At 39.2% G+C, this 14,548-nt stretch carries 28 protein-coding genes; all 28 read right to left on the bottom strand.

Annotated elements, in window-relative coordinates:
* Nucleotides 1-8: 8 nt before the first annotated feature.
* The 28 genes from PRVXT_RS01005 to rpsC all read right to left on the bottom strand — a co-directional run bounded on the left by PRVXT_RS01005 (nt 9) and on the right by rpsC (nt 14,547).
* Complete coding sequence (locus tag PRVXT_RS01005) at nt 9-809, bottom strand: energy-coupling factor transporter transmembrane component T family protein (RefSeq protein ID WP_350345081.1); 801 nt, start codon at nt 807-809, stop codon at nt 9-11.
* A 2-nt stretch (nt 810-811) separates the two neighbouring features.
* Nucleotides 812-1,672, bottom strand: coding sequence for an energy-coupling factor transporter ATPase (locus PRVXT_RS01000; RefSeq protein WP_350343841.1), 861 nt, complete (start codon nt 1,670-1,672; stop codon nt 812-814).
* Nucleotides 1,663-2,493, bottom strand: coding sequence for an energy-coupling factor transporter ATPase (locus tag PRVXT_RS00995; RefSeq protein WP_350343840.1), 831 nt, complete (start codon nt 2,491-2,493; stop codon nt 1,663-1,665). Before PRVXT_RS00995 ends, PRVXT_RS01000 begins: the two co-directional genes overlap by 10 nt.
* A 134-nt stretch (nt 2,494-2,627) precedes the next feature.
* The gene (gene rplQ / locus PRVXT_RS00990; RefSeq protein ID WP_350343839.1) at nt 2,628-2,966 is read right to left on the bottom strand and encodes a 50S ribosomal protein L17; all 339 of its coding nucleotides are present in this window, start codon (nt 2,964-2,966) and stop codon (nt 2,628-2,630) included.
* Between the two features lie 15 nt (nt 2,967-2,981).
* Nucleotides 2,982-3,929: a DNA-directed RNA polymerase subunit alpha gene (locus PRVXT_RS00985; RefSeq protein WP_350343838.1), complete on the bottom strand. Its 948-nt coding sequence runs from the start codon at nt 3,927-3,929 to the stop codon at nt 2,982-2,984.
* Between the two features lie 60 nt (nt 3,930-3,989).
* Complete coding sequence (rpsD, locus tag PRVXT_RS00980) at nt 3,990-4,616, bottom strand: 30S ribosomal protein S4 (protein ID WP_350343837.1); 627 nt, start codon at nt 4,614-4,616, stop codon at nt 3,990-3,992.
* Between the two features lie 27 nt (nt 4,617-4,643).
* Nucleotides 4,644-5,033 (bottom strand): 30S ribosomal protein S11, encoded by a 390-nt coding sequence (gene rpsK, locus PRVXT_RS00975; protein ID WP_350343836.1) that lies wholly within the window; start codon nt 5,031-5,033, stop codon nt 4,644-4,646.
* Nucleotides 5,034-5,053: 20 nt separating this feature from the next.
* Nucleotides 5,054-5,422, bottom strand: a complete 369-nt coding sequence (gene rpsM, locus PRVXT_RS00970) for a 30S ribosomal protein S13 (RefSeq protein WP_350343835.1) — start codon at nt 5,420-5,422, stop codon at nt 5,054-5,056.
* A gap of 18 nt (nt 5,423-5,440) precedes the next feature.
* Nucleotides 5,441-5,554 carry a 50S ribosomal protein L36 gene (gene rpmJ, locus PRVXT_RS00965; protein ID WP_350343834.1) on the bottom strand — a complete coding sequence of 38 codons (114 nt, stop codon included), beginning with the start codon at nt 5,552-5,554 and terminating at the stop codon, nt 5,441-5,443.
* Nucleotides 5,555-5,579: 25 nt separating this feature from the next.
* The gene (infA, locus tag PRVXT_RS00960) at nt 5,580-5,798 is read right to left on the bottom strand and encodes a translation initiation factor IF-1 (protein WP_350343833.1); all 219 of its coding nucleotides are present in this window, start codon (nt 5,796-5,798) and stop codon (nt 5,580-5,582) included.
* 26 nt (nt 5,799-5,824) lie between these two features.
* Nucleotides 5,825-6,082, bottom strand: a complete 258-nt coding sequence (locus tag PRVXT_RS00955; protein WP_350343832.1) for a KOW domain-containing RNA-binding protein — start codon at nt 6,080-6,082, stop codon at nt 5,825-5,827.
* A gap of 30 nt (nt 6,083-6,112) precedes the next feature.
* Nucleotides 6,113-6,859, bottom strand: a complete 747-nt coding sequence (gene map / locus PRVXT_RS00950; protein ID WP_350343831.1) for a type I methionyl aminopeptidase — start codon at nt 6,857-6,859, stop codon at nt 6,113-6,115.
* A complete protein-coding gene (locus PRVXT_RS00945) occupies nt 6,846-7,508 on the bottom strand; it encodes an adenylate kinase (RefSeq protein ID WP_350343830.1) in 663 nt (220 codons plus the stop codon). Before PRVXT_RS00945 ends, map begins: the two co-directional genes overlap by 14 nt.
* Before the next feature lie 21 nt (nt 7,509-7,529).
* Nucleotides 7,530-8,795 carry a preprotein translocase subunit SecY gene (gene secY, locus PRVXT_RS00940; protein WP_350343829.1) on the bottom strand — a complete coding sequence of 422 codons (1,266 nt, stop codon included), beginning with the start codon at nt 8,793-8,795 and terminating at the stop codon, nt 7,530-7,532.
* Between the two features lies 1 nt (nt 8,796).
* A complete protein-coding gene (gene rplO, locus PRVXT_RS00935) occupies nt 8,797-9,240 on the bottom strand; it encodes a 50S ribosomal protein L15 (protein ID WP_350343828.1) in 444 nt (147 codons plus the stop codon).
* Nucleotides 9,241-9,287: 47 nt separating this feature from the next.
* Complete coding sequence (gene rpmD / locus PRVXT_RS00930; RefSeq protein WP_350343827.1) at nt 9,288-9,470, bottom strand: 50S ribosomal protein L30; 183 nt, start codon at nt 9,468-9,470, stop codon at nt 9,288-9,290.
* 11 nt (nt 9,471-9,481) lie between these two features.
* Nucleotides 9,482-9,982 (bottom strand): 30S ribosomal protein S5, encoded by a 501-nt coding sequence (gene rpsE, locus PRVXT_RS00925; protein ID WP_350343826.1) that lies wholly within the window; start codon nt 9,980-9,982, stop codon nt 9,482-9,484.
* Between the two features lie 18 nt (nt 9,983-10,000).
* The gene (gene rplR, locus PRVXT_RS00920; RefSeq protein ID WP_350343825.1) at nt 10,001-10,360 is read right to left on the bottom strand and encodes a 50S ribosomal protein L18; all 360 of its coding nucleotides are present in this window, start codon (nt 10,358-10,360) and stop codon (nt 10,001-10,003) included.
* Nucleotides 10,361-10,400: 40 nt separating this feature from the next.
* A complete protein-coding gene (gene rplF / locus PRVXT_RS00915) occupies nt 10,401-10,940 on the bottom strand; it encodes a 50S ribosomal protein L6 (RefSeq protein ID WP_350343824.1) in 540 nt (179 codons plus the stop codon).
* A 37-nt stretch (nt 10,941-10,977) separates the two neighbouring features.
* A complete protein-coding gene (gene rpsH / locus PRVXT_RS00910) occupies nt 10,978-11,376 on the bottom strand; it encodes a 30S ribosomal protein S8 (protein WP_350343823.1) in 399 nt (132 codons plus the stop codon).
* Nucleotides 11,377-11,406: 30 nt separating this feature from the next.
* Entirely contained in the window at nt 11,407-11,592 is a 186-nt protein-coding gene (locus tag PRVXT_RS00905) for a type Z 30S ribosomal protein S14 (RefSeq protein ID WP_350343822.1), read from the bottom strand.
* Nucleotides 11,593-11,625: 33 nt separating this feature from the next.
* Complete coding sequence (rplE, locus tag PRVXT_RS00900) at nt 11,626-12,165, bottom strand: 50S ribosomal protein L5 (RefSeq protein WP_350343821.1); 540 nt, start codon at nt 12,163-12,165, stop codon at nt 11,626-11,628.
* Between the two features lie 26 nt (nt 12,166-12,191).
* Nucleotides 12,192-12,518: a 50S ribosomal protein L24 gene (gene rplX, locus PRVXT_RS00895; RefSeq protein WP_350343820.1), complete on the bottom strand. Its 327-nt coding sequence runs from the start codon at nt 12,516-12,518 to the stop codon at nt 12,192-12,194.
* 18 nt (nt 12,519-12,536) lie between these two features.
* Entirely contained in the window at nt 12,537-12,905 is a 369-nt protein-coding gene (rplN, locus tag PRVXT_RS00890; protein ID WP_350343819.1) for a 50S ribosomal protein L14, read from the bottom strand.
* 41 nt (nt 12,906-12,946) lie between these two features.
* Nucleotides 12,947-13,204, bottom strand: a complete 258-nt coding sequence (gene rpsQ / locus PRVXT_RS00885; protein ID WP_350343818.1) for a 30S ribosomal protein S17 — start codon at nt 13,202-13,204, stop codon at nt 12,947-12,949.
* A gap of 32 nt (nt 13,205-13,236) precedes the next feature.
* Complete coding sequence (rpmC, locus tag PRVXT_RS00880; protein ID WP_350343817.1) at nt 13,237-13,440, bottom strand: 50S ribosomal protein L29; 204 nt, start codon at nt 13,438-13,440, stop codon at nt 13,237-13,239.
* The gene (gene rplP / locus PRVXT_RS00875) at nt 13,430-13,864 is read right to left on the bottom strand and encodes a 50S ribosomal protein L16 (RefSeq protein ID WP_350343816.1); all 435 of its coding nucleotides are present in this window, start codon (nt 13,862-13,864) and stop codon (nt 13,430-13,432) included. Before rplP ends, rpmC begins: the two co-directional genes overlap by 11 nt.
* A 2-nt stretch (nt 13,865-13,866) precedes the next feature.
* Nucleotides 13,867-14,547: a 30S ribosomal protein S3 gene (gene rpsC, locus PRVXT_RS00870; RefSeq protein WP_350343815.1), complete on the bottom strand. Its 681-nt coding sequence runs from the start codon at nt 14,545-14,547 to the stop codon at nt 13,867-13,869.
* Between the last annotated feature and the right edge of the window lies 1 nt (nt 14,548).

Raw genomic sequence — 14,548 nt, 5'->3', positions numbered from 1 at the left:
TTCATCACCTAAAAAAATGGCGTTAATATTATTATAATTAATAGTAGTATTGACCCTATAAGGGGGTAATAATCTTTAGTTGTTGCTTTTAATGCTTTCATTTTAGTTCTTCCCTCTCCACCACGATAGCATCTTGATTCCATAGCCATGGCTAGCTCATCCGCTCGCCTAAAGGCGCTAATAAATAAAGGAACTAACAAAGGGACTAGCGCTTTAGCCCTCCGCAGCATGTTCCCACTTTCAAAGTCTGCTCCTCTTGCCATTTGTGCCTTCATGATTTTATCTGTTTCTTCTAATAGGGTAGGGATAAATCTTAGGGCTATTGTCATCATCATCGCTAGTTCATGGGCTGGTATCCCAATTTTCTTAAATGGAGAGAGAAGACTTTCTATGGCGTCGGTTAAAGCTATCGGAGATGTTGTTAAAGTTAAAATCGATGTATTAATTACTAAAAGTGCCAAACGGGATGCCATAAAAAAACCTTGGTAAACTCCCGCGCTTTGTATTTCTACCCTCCAAAAAGAAACTAGGGCTGTCCCTCCTGATGTAAAAAAGACATGTAAAATCAAAGTAAAAGCTATTAAAAACCATAGCGGCTTTAAGCCTTTAAGTACCATCCTTATCGGTATTTGAGAAGATTTAATAGTTAAAAATAATAGAATCACCAAGGGGATATATCCCCAAAAAGTATTTATGAAAAATAAAGTGATTATTAGAACAAGGGTTGCCATGAGCTTTAGCCGAGGATCAAGGTTATGAACATATGATGAACCGGGGTAATATTGACCAATTGTTATATTTTTTAAAATACTCAAGGTCTGGCACCCCCTAATAACTTACGCAACTCTTTTTTCATCTCTTCTGCTTTATAAATAGTTGAGTCTATATCCATTCCTTTTTCTTTGAGTTTAACAGCCAATGTGGTTACTTCTGGAACGTCTAAACCTAAGTTTATTAGTTCATCCCTCTTTGAAAAAACTTTCTTGGGAGTGTCGTCGATAAAAATTTTTGCTTTTTCCATAACCATAATTCTATCAACTAGCTTTCCTATTTCATCCATGCTATGGGAAACTAATATTATTGTTAGGTTTAGCTCCTTATGAAGTTGTTTTATTCTACCCAATATATCTTCACGACCTTTAGGGTCTAACCCTGCCGTCGGCTCATCTAAAATTAAGTACTTAGGCTCCATTGCTAAAACTCCTGCTAAGGCGACTCTTCTCATTTGTCCCCCTGAAAGTTCAAAGGGTGAACGATTTTTAATTTGTTCATAATCAAGATTAACCCACTGCAGTGCTTTTTTTGCTCGCAATATGGCTTCATTTTCCGCTACTCCTAAATTTCTAGGTCCGAACGCTACATCTTGAGAAACTGTTTCTTCAAATAGTTGATGTTCTGGATACTGAAAAACTAGACCTACCTTTTTCCTAACTTCTTTTAACTTAGTTTGGCTTGATGTTAAATCTAAACCATCTACTGTGATTTTACCGCTTGTGGGTTTTAAAAGTCCATTAAGGTGTTGAATTAAAGTAGATTTCCCTGACCCGGTATGACCAATAATTCCGATAAACTCGCCATGGGAAATCGTAGTTGTTACATCGCTTAGCGCTGTTATTTCAAAGGGAGTATTAGGTGAGTAAACATGACTTAAATTTTCAACTTTTATTGACATAAATAATTCACCAACTCGTCTATTGTTGTTATGTCATCGGGAAGGTGATAGCCTTCTTTGTTAAGATCATAAGCTATTTCTGTAGCTAGGGGAACATCTAATCCTAAACCTCTTAGTTTTTCAACTTGCTTAAAAACCTCTCTGGGCTTACCTTGCATCACAACACTCCCATTTTCCATCACTATCACTCGATCTGCTAAAGCTGCTTCATCCATATGGTGGGTTATATGAACAACTGTTATTTTTTCTTTTTCGTTTAGTTCTTTTACAGTCTCCATAACTTCTCTCCGACCTTTAGGATCTAGCATGGCTGTGGGCTCATCTAAAACTAAGCATTTAGGGCGCATAGCTAAAATACCTGCTATTGCTACCCTTTGTTTTTGCCCGCCTGACAAAAGATGGGGAGCATGATTTCGATAGTTTTCCATTCCTACTTGTTTTAGGGATTCTCCTACTTGTTGAATAATTGTTTTTTGGTCTAAGCCTAAGTTTTCTGGCCCAAAAGCCACGTCTTCTTCAACCACTGTTGCGATAATTTGATTGTCAGGATTTTGAAATACAAGTCCAACTTTTTGTCGAATATTCCAATAGTTCTCTTCTGTTAGTTTTTCTCCGTCTATTATAACTGAGCCCTTTTCTGAATCTAATATTCCATTTAAGTGTTTTGCCAAGGTGGATTTGCCTGAACCATTATGTCCTATAATTACTACAAATTCACCTTTTTGTATAGTTATAGACACTCCATCTAATGCAGTGACTTTATCTTCTGAGTCTTTATTATAGTAGTGATATAAGTTTTTTATTTCTATTATATTCTCCATGGTTTTACCTCCCTTTTGGGAGCCAATTTTGGCTGTATCAAATATTTAAAAAGACAGGCTAAAACAGTTATCGGTTATAACCGCTTCCGATTATAACCGTTAACTGCCCCATGTCCTGTCAGTTTAGCTTTTAGTTAAACTAGCTCTATAATAACTTGTTCTGCTGCATCTCCTTTTCTAGGACCAACTTTAACTATCCTAGTATATCCACCATTTCTTTCGGCGTATTTTGGAGCTATATCATCAAACAACTGGGCTACTACTTCTTTTTCTAGAATGAAAGAGGCGGCTTGTCTTCTAGCGTGTAAGTCTCCACGTTTGCCTAGAGTTATCATTTTTTCTGCTAAAGGGCGAACGTTCTTCGCCTTTGTCACAGTAGTCATAATTCTGCCCTCTTTTAGTAGAGAAGTAGTTAAGCCTCTTAACAAAGCTTTTCTTTGGTTTGTTGTCCGTCCAAACTTGCTGTGTGCCATCTAATATCCCCTCCTTTATTCATCCTCTTCTCTTAGGGATAATCCTAGTTTTCTTAGTTTGTCTTGCACTTCTTCTAAGGATTTTCTGCCAAGGTTTCTAACCTTCATCATATCGCCTTCACTTTTTTGAACTAGCTCTTCAACATAGTTAATTCCAGCTCTTTTCAAGCAATTATAGGATCTTACGGAGAACTCTAGATCTTCGATTGGCATTTCAAAGACTTTTTCCTTTTCATCCTCTTCTTTTTCTACCATTACTTCAATATCGCTTACAGTATGGGTTAGATCGATGAAAAGTTCTAAATGTTCATTCATGATTTTAGCAGCTAGACTTATTGCTTCATCTGGTCTAATGCTACCGTCGGTTAGAACCTCCAAAGTCAATTTATCATAGTTTGTGATTTGACCAACTCTGGTATCTTGCACTGAATACTTAACCTTTTTAATTGGAGTAAAGATTGAATCAACAGCTATTACTCCGATAGGTTGATCATCAGTGTTTTTCTTTTCTGCGGGTACATAGCCTCTGCCTGGTTCTACACTGATTTCCATGGACAGGTTGGTACCCTCCGAAGCATGAGCTATCACATGATCTGGATTTAAAATTTCAACATCAGCGTCAGGCGAGATATCACCTGCAGTGATCACACCAGCACCTTCATAATTTAATAGCAATGTCTTCGGTTGTTGGCTATGAATTTTAAGACTTAACTCTTTAAGGTTAAGAATTACCTCAGTGGTATCCTCTTTTAATCCTTTAATTGTGGAGAACTCATGGGGGACTCCCTCAATTTTAACGCTGGTGACAGCAGCGCCAGGTAAAGATGATATAAGTATTCTTCTTAAAGAATTACCAAGTGTGTTGCCATATCCCCTCTCTAAAGGCTCTACAACAAACTCACCATAGGTGTTATCTTCTGACATTTTTATACATTCTATTGTGGGTTTTTCAATTTCTATCAAGTTTATACCCTCCCTTTCTCGTTATATATGGAGTTTTCGAGGGCTGCTAGTTTACTAAGCTTATCTAGAGTAAAGCTCTACAATTAAGTGTTCTTCGATTGGCATATCGATGTCTTCCCGCTTAGGAGCAGCTACAACCTTACCTGAAAGTGACTCTACGTCTCTCTCTAACCATGCAACTGTGTTTTGAGTAGCAGCAATTTCTTTAATTTCCTTTAATCTAGGAGAATTTTTGCTTTTTTCTTTAACCTCAATTACATCACCAGGTTGAATTTGGTATGAAGGAATATTTACTTTTTTGCCATTTACTAAAAAATGACCATGGTTCACTAATTGTCTACCTTCCACTCTTGATGTAGCAAACCCTAGACGGAACACTACGTTATCTAATCTTTGTTCTAGTAGTTGAAGTAGGTTGTCACCAGTAATGCCTGGCAGCCTGTTGGCTTCTTTAAAGTAGTTTCTAAACTGTTTTTCCAGAACACCGTAGATTCTACGAACTTTTTGTTTTTCTCTAAGCTGTAGCCCATACTCTGACACTTTTTTTCTTGATTGTCCATGCTGACCAGGAGCATAAGCTCTACGATCAACGGCACATTTAGGCGTATAGCATCTTTCGCCTTTTAGAAATAGTTTCGTGCCTTCTCTACGACATTGACGGCACACGCTTTCAGTATATCTTGCCATATCTATTCATACACCTCCTATAAAATGTTATACACGACGGCGCTTAGGTGGTCTACAACCGTTGTGTGGTATTGGTGTTACATCTCTAATTGCGCTTACTTCAAGACCTGCAGCTTGAAGGGCTCTAATTGCAGCTTCTCTTCCAGAACCAGGTCCATTTACTGTAACTTCAATATACTTTAACCCATGTTCCATAGCTGTATCCGCCGCGGATTCCGCAGCAGTTTGAGCAGCAAAAGGAGTGCTTTTTCTTGAGCCTTTAAAACCCATTGCTCCTGCACTTGACCAAGCAAGTGTGTTACCCGCTACATCAGAAATTGTTATAATTGTGTTATTAAAGGTCGAATGAATGTGAGCTGCGCCACGTTCTATATTCTTCCGTTCTTTACGTTTTGGACGGGTGCTTCTACGTGCCATATTTTAGTCCCTCCTTTAACCTATTTTTTGTTGCGAATACCGCTCTTTTTCGGTCCCTTACGAGTACGAGAATTATTTTTAGTATTTTGTCCTCTAACTGGTAAACCTTGACGATGACGACGTCCGCGGTAACTTCCAATTTCTATAAGTCTTTTTATGTTCATAGCGTTTTCTCGACGAAGATCACCTTCAACGGTTAAACTTTTATCTATTTCTTCTCTAAGTCTGTTTACCTCTTCATCGGTAAGGTCTTTTACCCTTGTATCTGTATTAATACCAACAGCACTTAGAACTTGGTTGGAAGTTGTTCTGCCAACACCATAGATATAGGTAAGGCCAATTTCAACTCTCTTATTTTTGGGTAAGTCAACCCCAGCAATTCTGGCCATACTGACACCTCCTATTCTCTAACCTTGTTTTTGTTTATGTTTAGGGTTTTCACAGATAACCATTACTCTACCATTTCTTCTGATAACTTTACATTTTTCACATATTTGTTTTACAGATGGTCGTACTTTCATTTGTCTACCTCCTTTGCCCTATGGACTATTTATGGCGAATGGTGATTCGCCCTCTAGTAAGGTCGTACGGAGACAGTTCTACAGTTACTTTATCTCCAGGTAGTATTTTGATAAAGTTCATTCTGAGCTTGCCGGATACATGGGCCAGCACTTCATGGTCATTCTCTAATTTAACTTTGAACATAGCATTTGGGAGTGTATCAACAACTTCCCCTACTGTTTCAATCACGTCTTGTTTTGCCATATGGCTAAAACCTCCTTTTTAACCGGTTAAAGATCCATTTTGCTAAGATTGATAAATTGCACTACCGCACTATCTTTTATAGACCCTTGCAAAATGAAGCCGGTCTTGTTTTTTGTAATAGGAGTGATATGCTTTATGTTTTTCGCCTTAGGCTTTTTGGTTGGTCTTTTTTTGCCGTCAACCAACAGCACTCTATCACCCTCTATAGCCATTACTATATACAAATTCCCTAAATCTCGTCCCTTTTTAGAGCGGACTAACTGTCCTGTTTGTATATCAGTCAAGGAAATCTTCCCCTCCTTTTTTACCCTAAGCTAGCAAATAGTCATTATTTCGGGACCGTTTTCTGTTATAACTATTGTGTGCTCAAAATGAGCCGATGGTTTTTTGTCTAGCGTAACTACTGTCCAACCATCTTTTAATGTTTTAACCTTATGAGTCCCTAAATTAATCATAGGTTCTATAGCCAATGCCATTCCTGCTTTGAGCCTTGGCCCTTGTCCTGGCTTTCCGTAGTTAGGGATTTCAGGAGCCTCATGCATCTTTTGACCGATGCCGTGTCCGGCATAATCTTTGACTATTCCGTAGTTAAAGCGTTCTACATGCTGTTGGATTGCAGCAGAGATATCATATAAACGATTTCCTACTGTAGCTTTTTCAATTCCTAACATTAGTGACTCTTCTGTGACTTTTAACAGCTGATTAATCTCCGAGGAAACTTCCCCTACAGCATATGTCTTCGCTGCATCGCCATGGTAGCCGTTAATCTTCGCTCCAATATCAATACTAATAATATCTCCATTTTTTAGGGTTTTACCCCCAGGAATTCCATGAACTACCTCTTCATTGACGGATGCACATATACTAGCAGGAAACCCATGGTATCCTTTAAACGCAGGCTGCGCCCCTTTTGAAAGGAGGTAGTCTTCCACTATGTTATCCAACTCTTTAGTTGTTACCCCTGGCTTTATGGCCTGTGATACAACTTTATGTGCCTCTGCAGTTATACGACCAGCTTCGGCCAAAAGCCCTATCTCTCTACTGGATTTAATTATTATCATTTCCAGTACTCCCTAGGGCATTTTTAATTTGTTTGAAAACCTTTTCTATAGAGCCGGTGCCGTCGATATTATCAAGCTTACCTTTTTCCTTGTAATAGTTAATTAGTGGAAGGGTTTGCTTGTTATAAACAGCTAGGCGCTCTTTAGCAGTATGCTCTTTATCATCATCTCTTTGGAAAAGTTCGCCCCCGCAACTGTCACATCTGCCCTCTTGGTCGGTATTATTAAAAACCACGTGGTACGTTGAACCACAATCTTTACAGACCCTTCGACCTGTTAGTCTAGCAATAAGATCCTCATGTGGAACTTCTATATTTATAGCTCTATTTAATGGAGAGTTTAGTTGAGCTAAAATTTCGTCTAAGGCTTTGGCTTGAGCTTTAGTTCGCGGAAAACCGTCTAACAAAAACCCTTGAACGCAATCACTTTTGTTTAAGCGTTCTGCCACAATACCTATAACAATCTCATCAGGAACAAGTTTACCAGCATCCATATAGCTTTGGGCTTTTACACCCATTTCTGTTTGTTCCTTGACTGCTTGCCTAAACATATCTCCAGTTGAAATATGAGGTATGTCATATTCTTGTGCTATTTGTGTCGCCTGTGTACCCTTTCCAGCACCAGGCGGTCCTAATAAGATTAATCTCATTATTTAGCCTCCCCTATAGGTTTAGCTCATAAACCCTTTGTAGTGACGCATAAGCATTTGACTTTCTATTTGCTTCATCGTTTCTAAAGCAACACCCACAACAATTAGCAAAGATGTTCCTCCTATACCAATTTGTACTCCATCCACAAGTGCACCTAGTATAAACGGAAGCATAACAATCAAGGCCAGGAAAAGAGCGCCTACAAGGGTGATTCTTGTTAATATTGTTTGTATATGGGCCGCAGTTGGTCTCCCTGGTCTTATACCTGGGATGAAACCACCGTTTTTCTTCATGTTATCCGCTAAATCTTCCGGATTAACGGTTATTGCAGTGTAAAAGTAAGCAAAAGCAATAATTAGCAGAACTTGAAGGATTTGGCCAGAAACACTGGCAATATCAAAGAATCCTGCTATAGCCGATATAATTGCATTATTGGTAAATTGGCCTATAGCTGAAGGAAACATCAATATCGAAGTGGCAAAAATTACAGGGATTACACCAGATTGGTTTACTTTTAAAGGTATATGGGTAGCTTGCCCTCCATACATTTTCCTACCTACAACTCTTTTAGCATATTGGACTGGGATTCTTCTCTCTCCCTCTTGTATATAAACAACGCCTGCTATTACTAAAACTGCCATAAGTAGCAGCATCACTATACCAAAAAGCTGAAGTTCCCCTGCTTGCCAAAGGGTAAAATAACGCATTAAGGTAGCCGGTAGTTGCGAAACTATACCAGCAAATATAATCAAAGAAATACCATTACCTATACCCTTTTCTGTAATTTGTTCACCTAACCACATCAAAAATGCAGTACCTGCAGTTAAACTTAAAGCAATTAAGGTTACTGAACCTACTCCAAAATTGTCAACAAAGCCTCTAAATCCAAAGCTCAGTCCTATTGACTGAATCAACGCGATGACAACAGTAGCGTACCTGATAGCCTGTTGAAGTTTCTTTTTACCTTCTTCTCCTTCTTTTGACCATCTTTCAAAAGTTGGGACAACCACTGTCAAAAGTTGCATAATGATTGAGGCATTAATGTAAGGCATGATACCCATGGCAAAAATTGAGAAGTTAGCAAAAGCTCCCCCTCCAAGGGTATCAAAAAGTCCTAGTAACCCGCCGCCGTCTTGTACTAGGTTTTGTACTTGGGCTGAATCGATGCCAGGCACTGGGACAAAAGTACCTAATCTAAACACTAGCAACATTGCTAAAGTGAATAGGATCTTAGTACGGATGTCTTTTACCTTCCAGGCGTTTCGTAAGGTCTCTAAAAACTTCATTTTATATCACCTCAGTTGTGCCGCCTTGCTCCTCGATTTTCGCAGCGGCTGATTTGGTAAAACCATGAGCTTTCACGTCTAATTTAACTGAAAGTTCACCGTTTCCTAAAACTTTGACACCGTCGCCAATTTTTTTGATAATCTTTTTTTCCAGTAAGAGCTCAGGTGTTACAACGGTTTCTGCTGCGAAAATATTTAAATCTTTTAAGTTTATTATTGTCCAATTCTTTGTATATCTTTTGTTGTTAAATCCTCTTTTTGGCACCCTGCCCTGAAGTGGTGTTTGCCCACCTTCAAAACCTGGTCTAACACCACCGCCACTACGAGAATTTTGACCGCCATGTCCACGGCCAGCGGTTTTTCCTAGCCCAGTTCCGGGGCCGATACCTTTTCTTTTGCGAGCTTTTTTAGCACCTTTCGGTGGCCTTAATTTGTGTAGTTCCATTAAGCTTCGCACCTCCTTTTATGGTATGGTGACTAAATGAGGTTTTGTTAACCTTCTACAACTTCTACTAGATGAGAAACTTTTTCTATTTTACCTCTAGTTTGAGGGTTGTCAGGCTGAGTGACAACTTGTTGGAGCTTATGAAGACCTAACGATTTTACTGTTGCTCTTTGGTCTTTTGACTTCCCAATTAAGCTTCTCACTAGTTTGATTTCTAACGTTTTAGCCATTTTCAACCCTCCTATTCTAAAATTTCCTCTACAGTTTTGCCTCTCAGTTTGGCTACTTGTTCGACAGTACGTAGTTCTTTTAATCCTGCAATAGTTGCATGTACGATGTTAAGGGCGTTATCCGATCCTAAAGATTTGGTTAGGATGTCTCTTACACCAGCTACTTCTAACACCGCACGTACTGGACCACCAGCAATAACTCCAGTACCTTCAGCAGCTGGTTTCATAAATACTTTACCACCGCCGAATCTACCGTCTACCTGGTGAGGAATAGTAGTCCCTACCACAGGCACCTTAATCATCTTCTTTTTAGCATCTTCTATAGCTTTACGAATAGCTTCTGGTACTTCTCCGGCTTTGCCCATGCCAGCTCCTATATGCCCGTTGCCATCACCTACAACAACAAGTGCACTAAAACTGAAACGACGTCCACCCTTTACTACCTTTGCTACTCTGTTGATTTTTACGACTCTTTCAGTTAAATCTAAAGTGCTTGGGTCGAAATTTTTCACTCGGTTCCCCTCCTTTTCCTAAAATTTGAGTCCTGCTTCTCTAGCAGCATCTGCTAAAGCTTTTATACGTCCATGATAAATATATCCACCTCTATCAAAAACAACGGTTTCTATCCCTTTATCAAGCGCTCTTTTTGCAACAAGTTCACCTACAGCCTTAGCTCCTTCTGAGTTTCCATCAGTTCCTTTTAACTCTTTGTCTTGAGTAGAAGCAGAAACTAAAGTAGTTCCAGTACTGTCATCTATAACTTGTGCATAAACATTCTTTAGCGAACGAAAAACATTTAATCTCGGGCGTTCGGGGGTTCCAAAAATGTTACTTCTTTGCCTTTTGTGACGCTTTAAACGAATAACGTTTTTACTTAGTTTTTGGCTCACCCATGCTCACTCCTTTCTTCCGTTATGCCATTTATTTTGCCTACTTACCAGTTTTACCTTCTTTACGACGGATATACTCACCCTCGTATCGAATACCTTTAGCTAGGTATGGCTCAGGCTCTCTAACAGCACGAATTCTAGCAGCCATTTGACCTACTAGTTGCTTATTAATACCTTTAACAGTAATCTTTGTGTTTTCAGGAACCTCAATTTCAATTGAATCTGGTTGTTCTATTTCAACAGGATGTGAGTAGCCAACATTTAGGACTAGATTTTTGCCTTTTTTAGAAGCCCTATAACCTACCCCTACCAACTCAAGATTTTTAGAGTAACCTTTTGTTACACCTTCAATCATGTTAGAAACCAAGCTTCTACTTAAACCATGTAGAGCACGGTGTTTTTTATTGTCAGAAGGTCTGTTGACAACTACTTCGTTATTTTCAATTTTGATATCCATTTCAGGAGAAATTTGGTTTGCAAGTGTGCCCTTAGGTCCTTTAACAGTAACTAAATTATTTTCATTGACGTTAACTTCAACACCTGAAGGGATGCTTACCGGCCTTTTACCAATTCTTGACATGTTTCACACCTCCTATTTCCATGTGGGGCTTTATACTCTACCAGATATAGCAAACTACCTCGCCACCAACATTTTCTTTTCTTGCTTCCTTGTCTGTCATCAAGCCTTTTGAGGTTGATATTACCGCAACGCCTAATCCCCCTAATACTTTAGGAAGCTCATCTTTACTGGCATATACTCTCAATCCAGGCTTGCTGATTTTTTTAAGTCCCGTAATAACTCTTTGACGATCTGGACCATATTTTAGGTGGATTTTAATAACACCTTGCTTACCATCTTCAATCCACTCAAAATCTTTTATAAAGCCATTATCTTTTAAAATTTGCGCTAGACTGCGTTTCATGTTTGAACCTGGTACTTCTAATGTATTATGAAGAGCCATGTTCGCATTTCTGACCCTGGTTAACATATCAGCAATAGGATCTGTCATAGTCATCTGTAAAAACCTCCTTCCTTAGACTCTGGTTTACCAGCTGGCTTTTTTTACGCCAGGTATTTCACCTTTATACGCTAGTTCACGGAAACAGATACGGCACATTCCAAAGTCTCTCATGTAGGCGTGTGGACGACCGCAGATTTTGCAACGGTTGTATTTACGCACTGAGAACTTGGCCTTCCTTTTCTGTTTTGCTATCATTGACTTTTTAGCCACTTTGTTCCCTCCTTCGTTTGTGTGGTCCAGCCACTAGGATTTAAATGGCATTCCGAACGCTCTTAGTAACTCACGGGCTTCTTCGTCTGTTTTAGATGTTGTAACAACAACTATATCCATACCTCTAACTTTATCAATTTTGTCATAGTCAATCTCTGGAAAAATTATTTGCTCTTTAAGTCCTAGGGTATAGTTACCTCTTCCATCAAAAGCTTTAGCAGATACGCCTCTAAAATCTCGAACACGAGGCAAAGCCACGTTTACTAATCTATCTAAAAACTCATACATTCTATTTCCACGTAAAGTAACTTTTGTGCCAATTTTCATGCCCTCACGAATTTTGAATCCAGCAATTGCCTTTTTAGCTTTTGTAATAACTGGCTTTTGACCTGCAATTGTTTCAAGGTCTTTTACAGCAGCCTCTAAAGCTTTAGGATTGTCCTTTGCTTCGCCAACACCCATATTGACAACAATTTTTTCTATATATGGCACTTCCATTACATTTGTATATCCAAACTTTTCAACCATAGTCGGGATTATTTCTTCACGGTATAAACTCTTTAATCTAGCCAAGATTGTTTACCTCCCTTCCAGCAAAATTACTTATCTATTACTTCGCCACATTTTTTACAGTCGCGAACTTTTTTGCCGTCTTCTAAGAACCTTGCTCCAACGCGAGCAGGCTTATCGCAACGCGGACAAACAAGCTGTACTTTGGAACTATATAAAGGTGCTTCCTGCTCAATAACGCCGCCTTGCGGATTGTTACGAGTTGGCTTGGCATGTTTCTTTTGAATATTAGCACCCTCTACCACAACTTTATTATCGCGAGGAATTACTTTTAGTACCTTGCCAGATTTACCTTTATCTTTACCTGAAAGCACAACAACTTTGTCGTCTTTTTTAACATGTACTTTAGGAGTCATGTTTTAACACCTCCTCAATTAAATTACTTCTGGTGCTAGTGAAACGATTTTCATGAAATCTTTAGTTCTAAGCTCTCGAGCTACTGGTCCAAAGATCCTAGTGCCTCTAGGAGCGTTAGTATCATTTATTATAACGGCTGAGTTTTCATCAAACCTTATATAAGAACCATCTTTACGGCGAACTCCATACCGGGTGCGAACGATTACCGCTCTTACCACTTCGCCTTTTTTTACAACACCACCGGGTGTTGCCTCTTTAACAGAAGCCACTATCACGTCTCCGATATTGGCAGTACGACGTTTAGAACCTCCTAAAACTTTGATGCACTGTAACTTACGAGCACCGGAGTTATCGGCGGTATTCAACACTGTCTGCTGTTGAATCATTTTACAGCCCCTCCTTTCAACTTAGGTACACCTATAATCAACTACTTAGCTTTTTCAGTTACTTCTACAACTCTCCACCTTTTTGACTTACTTAAAGGACGAGTTTCCATAATTTTTACTATATCGCCAATTTTACATTGGTTATCTTGGTCATGAGCTTTAAATTTTGTGGTTCTTTTAATTCTCTTCCCATAAAGCTTATGGAAAGTCATTGTTTCAACAGCCACTGTAGCGGTTTTGTCCATTTTGTCGCTGACCACTTTACCAACTCTCACTTTTCGGTTATTTCTTTCCACCATTTATAGTAGCCTCCTTTCACCTGATATTAAGGCTATTGAGTGTTAATATCTAACTCTCTTTCCCGCATAATCGTTTTAACACGGGCAATATCCCTTCTTACTTGACGGATGCGCATTGGGTTTTCCAACTGTCCTGCCGCCAATTGAAAACGAAGATTAAATAGCTCTGTTTTCAAGTCATCTAGCTTTTGGGCCAACTCTTTTTCATTTAGGTTTCTAACTTCATTAGCCTTCATGGTTTTCACCACCCAATTCTTCCCGTTTTACAATCTTACACTTTACTGGCAATTTATGAGCTGCTAATCTAAGCGCCTCTCTTGCCACCTCTTCACTTACACCTGCAAGTTCGAACATTACCCTACCAGGTTTTACAACTGCCACCCAGTTTTCAGGAGAACCTTTACCAGAACCCATACGAGTCTCTGCAGGTTTTGCAGTTATTGGTTTGTGCGGGAAAATTTTTATCCACACTTTACCGCCTCTTTTTATATAGCGTGTCATGGCTACACGAGCAGCCTCTATTTGTCTGTTTGTAATCCATGACGCATCTAGAGATTGCAAGCCGTACTCGCCAAAATCAACGTTTGTACCAGAATGAGCCTTTCCCTTAATTCCACCGCGATGTGGTCTGCGGAACTTAACTCTTTTAGGCATTAACATATTTATTTTCCTCCTTCCTCAGCTTGTTTATCCTTTGCTTTTGGAAGAACTTCACCTTTATAAATCCAAACTTTAACACCGATTTTGCCGTAAGTGGTGTCAGCCTCTGCAAAACCATAGTCTACATCAGCTCTTAAAGTTTGAAGAGGAACATTACCTTCGGTATACCACTCGGTACGAGCCATGTCTGCTCCACCTAAACGGCCGCTTACCATTGTTTTAATTCCTTCAGCGCCATTTCTCAGGGTACGTCCGATAGATTGTTTCATAGCTCTTCTAAAAGCCACCCTTCTTTCTAGTTGAGAAGCAATTCCTTCAGCTACTAGTTGGGCATCTAAGTCCGGTCTTTTAATCTCCATGATGTTTAGGTGAACTTGTTTTTTGCCGTTTGCTTGATCCACCATTTCTGTAATTTTCTTTCTAAGCTTTTCAACTCCAGAACCGCCTTTTCCTATAACCATACCAGGTTTAGAGGTATGAATAGTTATTCTTATTCTGTTGGCAGCTCTTTCAATTTCAATTTTAGAAACTCCAGAGTTTTTAACGTTTTCACGAATGTATTTTCTCAGCTTGATATCTTCATGTAGTGTATCCACAAAATCCTTTTTCCCAGCATACCATTTTGCATCCCAGTCACGGATAACTCCCATTCTCAAGCCAATTGGATTAACTTTTTGACCCACT

Origin of the sequence: Proteinivorax tanatarense, assembly GCF_040267685.1 — a bacterium.
Lineage (GTDB): Bacteria > Bacillota > Proteinivoracia > Proteinivoracales > Proteinivoracaceae > Proteinivorax > Proteinivorax tanatarense.
The sequence above is the reverse complement of the archived record's forward strand: the minus strand, read 5'-3'. Positions and strand labels throughout refer to the sequence as shown.

Coding starts and splice junctions, on each gene's coding strand:
- rpsM (WP_350343835.1), bottom strand. CDS start 5,422: ATGGCCAGAATTGCTGGGGTTGACTTACCCAAAAATAAGAGAGTTGAA.
- secY (WP_350343829.1), bottom strand. CDS start 8,795: ATGAAGTTTTTAGAGACCTTACGAAACGCCTGGAAGGTAAAAGACATC.
- rpmJ (WP_350343834.1), bottom strand. CDS start 5,554: ATGAAAGTACGACCATCTGTAAAACAAATATGTGAAAAATGTAAAGTT.
- PRVXT_RS00995 (WP_350343840.1), bottom strand. CDS start 2,493: ATGGAGAATATAATAGAAATAAAAAACTTATATCACTACTATAATAAA.
- rplF (WP_350343824.1), bottom strand. CDS start 10,940: ATGTCAAGAATTGGTAAAAGGCCGGTAAGCATCCCTTCAGGTGTTGAA.
- rplP (WP_350343816.1), bottom strand. CDS start 13,864: ATGTTAATGCCTAAAAGAGTTAAGTTCCGCAGACCACATCGCGGTGGA.
- rplX (WP_350343820.1), bottom strand. CDS start 12,518: ATGACTCCTAAAGTACATGTTAAAAAAGACGACAAAGTTGTTGTGCTT.
- rpsQ (WP_350343818.1), bottom strand. CDS start 13,204: ATGGTGGAAAGAAATAACCGAAAAGTGAGAGTTGGTAAAGTGGTCAGC.
- map (WP_350343831.1), bottom strand. CDS start 6,859: ATGATAATAATTAAATCCAGTAGAGAGATAGGGCTTTTGGCCGAAGCT.
- rpsD (WP_350343837.1), bottom strand. CDS start 4,616: ATGGCAAGATATACTGAAAGCGTGTGCCGTCAATGTCGTAGAGAAGGC.
- rplO (WP_350343828.1), bottom strand. CDS start 9,240: ATGGAACTACACAAATTAAGGCCACCGAAAGGTGCTAAAAAAGCTCGC.
- rpmC (WP_350343817.1), bottom strand. CDS start 13,440: ATGAAGGCTAATGAAGTTAGAAACCTAAATGAAAAAGAGTTGGCCCAA.
- infA (WP_350343833.1), bottom strand. CDS start 5,798: ATGGCAAAACAAGACGTGATTGAAACAGTAGGGGAAGTTGTTGATACA.
- PRVXT_RS01000 (WP_350343841.1), bottom strand. CDS start 1,672: ATGTCAATAAAAGTTGAAAATTTAAGTCATGTTTACTCACCTAATACT.
- rpmD (WP_350343827.1), bottom strand. CDS start 9,470: ATGGCTAAAACGTTAGAAATCAAACTAGTGAGAAGCTTAATTGGGAAG.
- rpsH (WP_350343823.1), bottom strand. CDS start 11,376: ATGACTATGACAGATCCTATTGCTGATATGTTAACCAGGGTCAGAAAT.
- rpsK (WP_350343836.1), bottom strand. CDS start 5,033: ATGGCACGTAGAAGCACCCGTCCAAAACGTAAAGAACGGAAGAATATA.
- rplQ (WP_350343839.1), bottom strand. CDS start 2,966: ATGGCACACAGCAAGTTTGGACGGACAACAAACCAAAGAAAAGCTTTG.
- rplN (WP_350343819.1), bottom strand. CDS start 12,905: ATGATTCAACAGCAGACAGTGTTGAATACCGCCGATAACTCCGGTGCT.
- PRVXT_RS00945 (WP_350343830.1), bottom strand. CDS start 7,508: ATGAGATTAATCTTATTAGGACCGCCTGGTGCTGGAAAGGGTACACAG.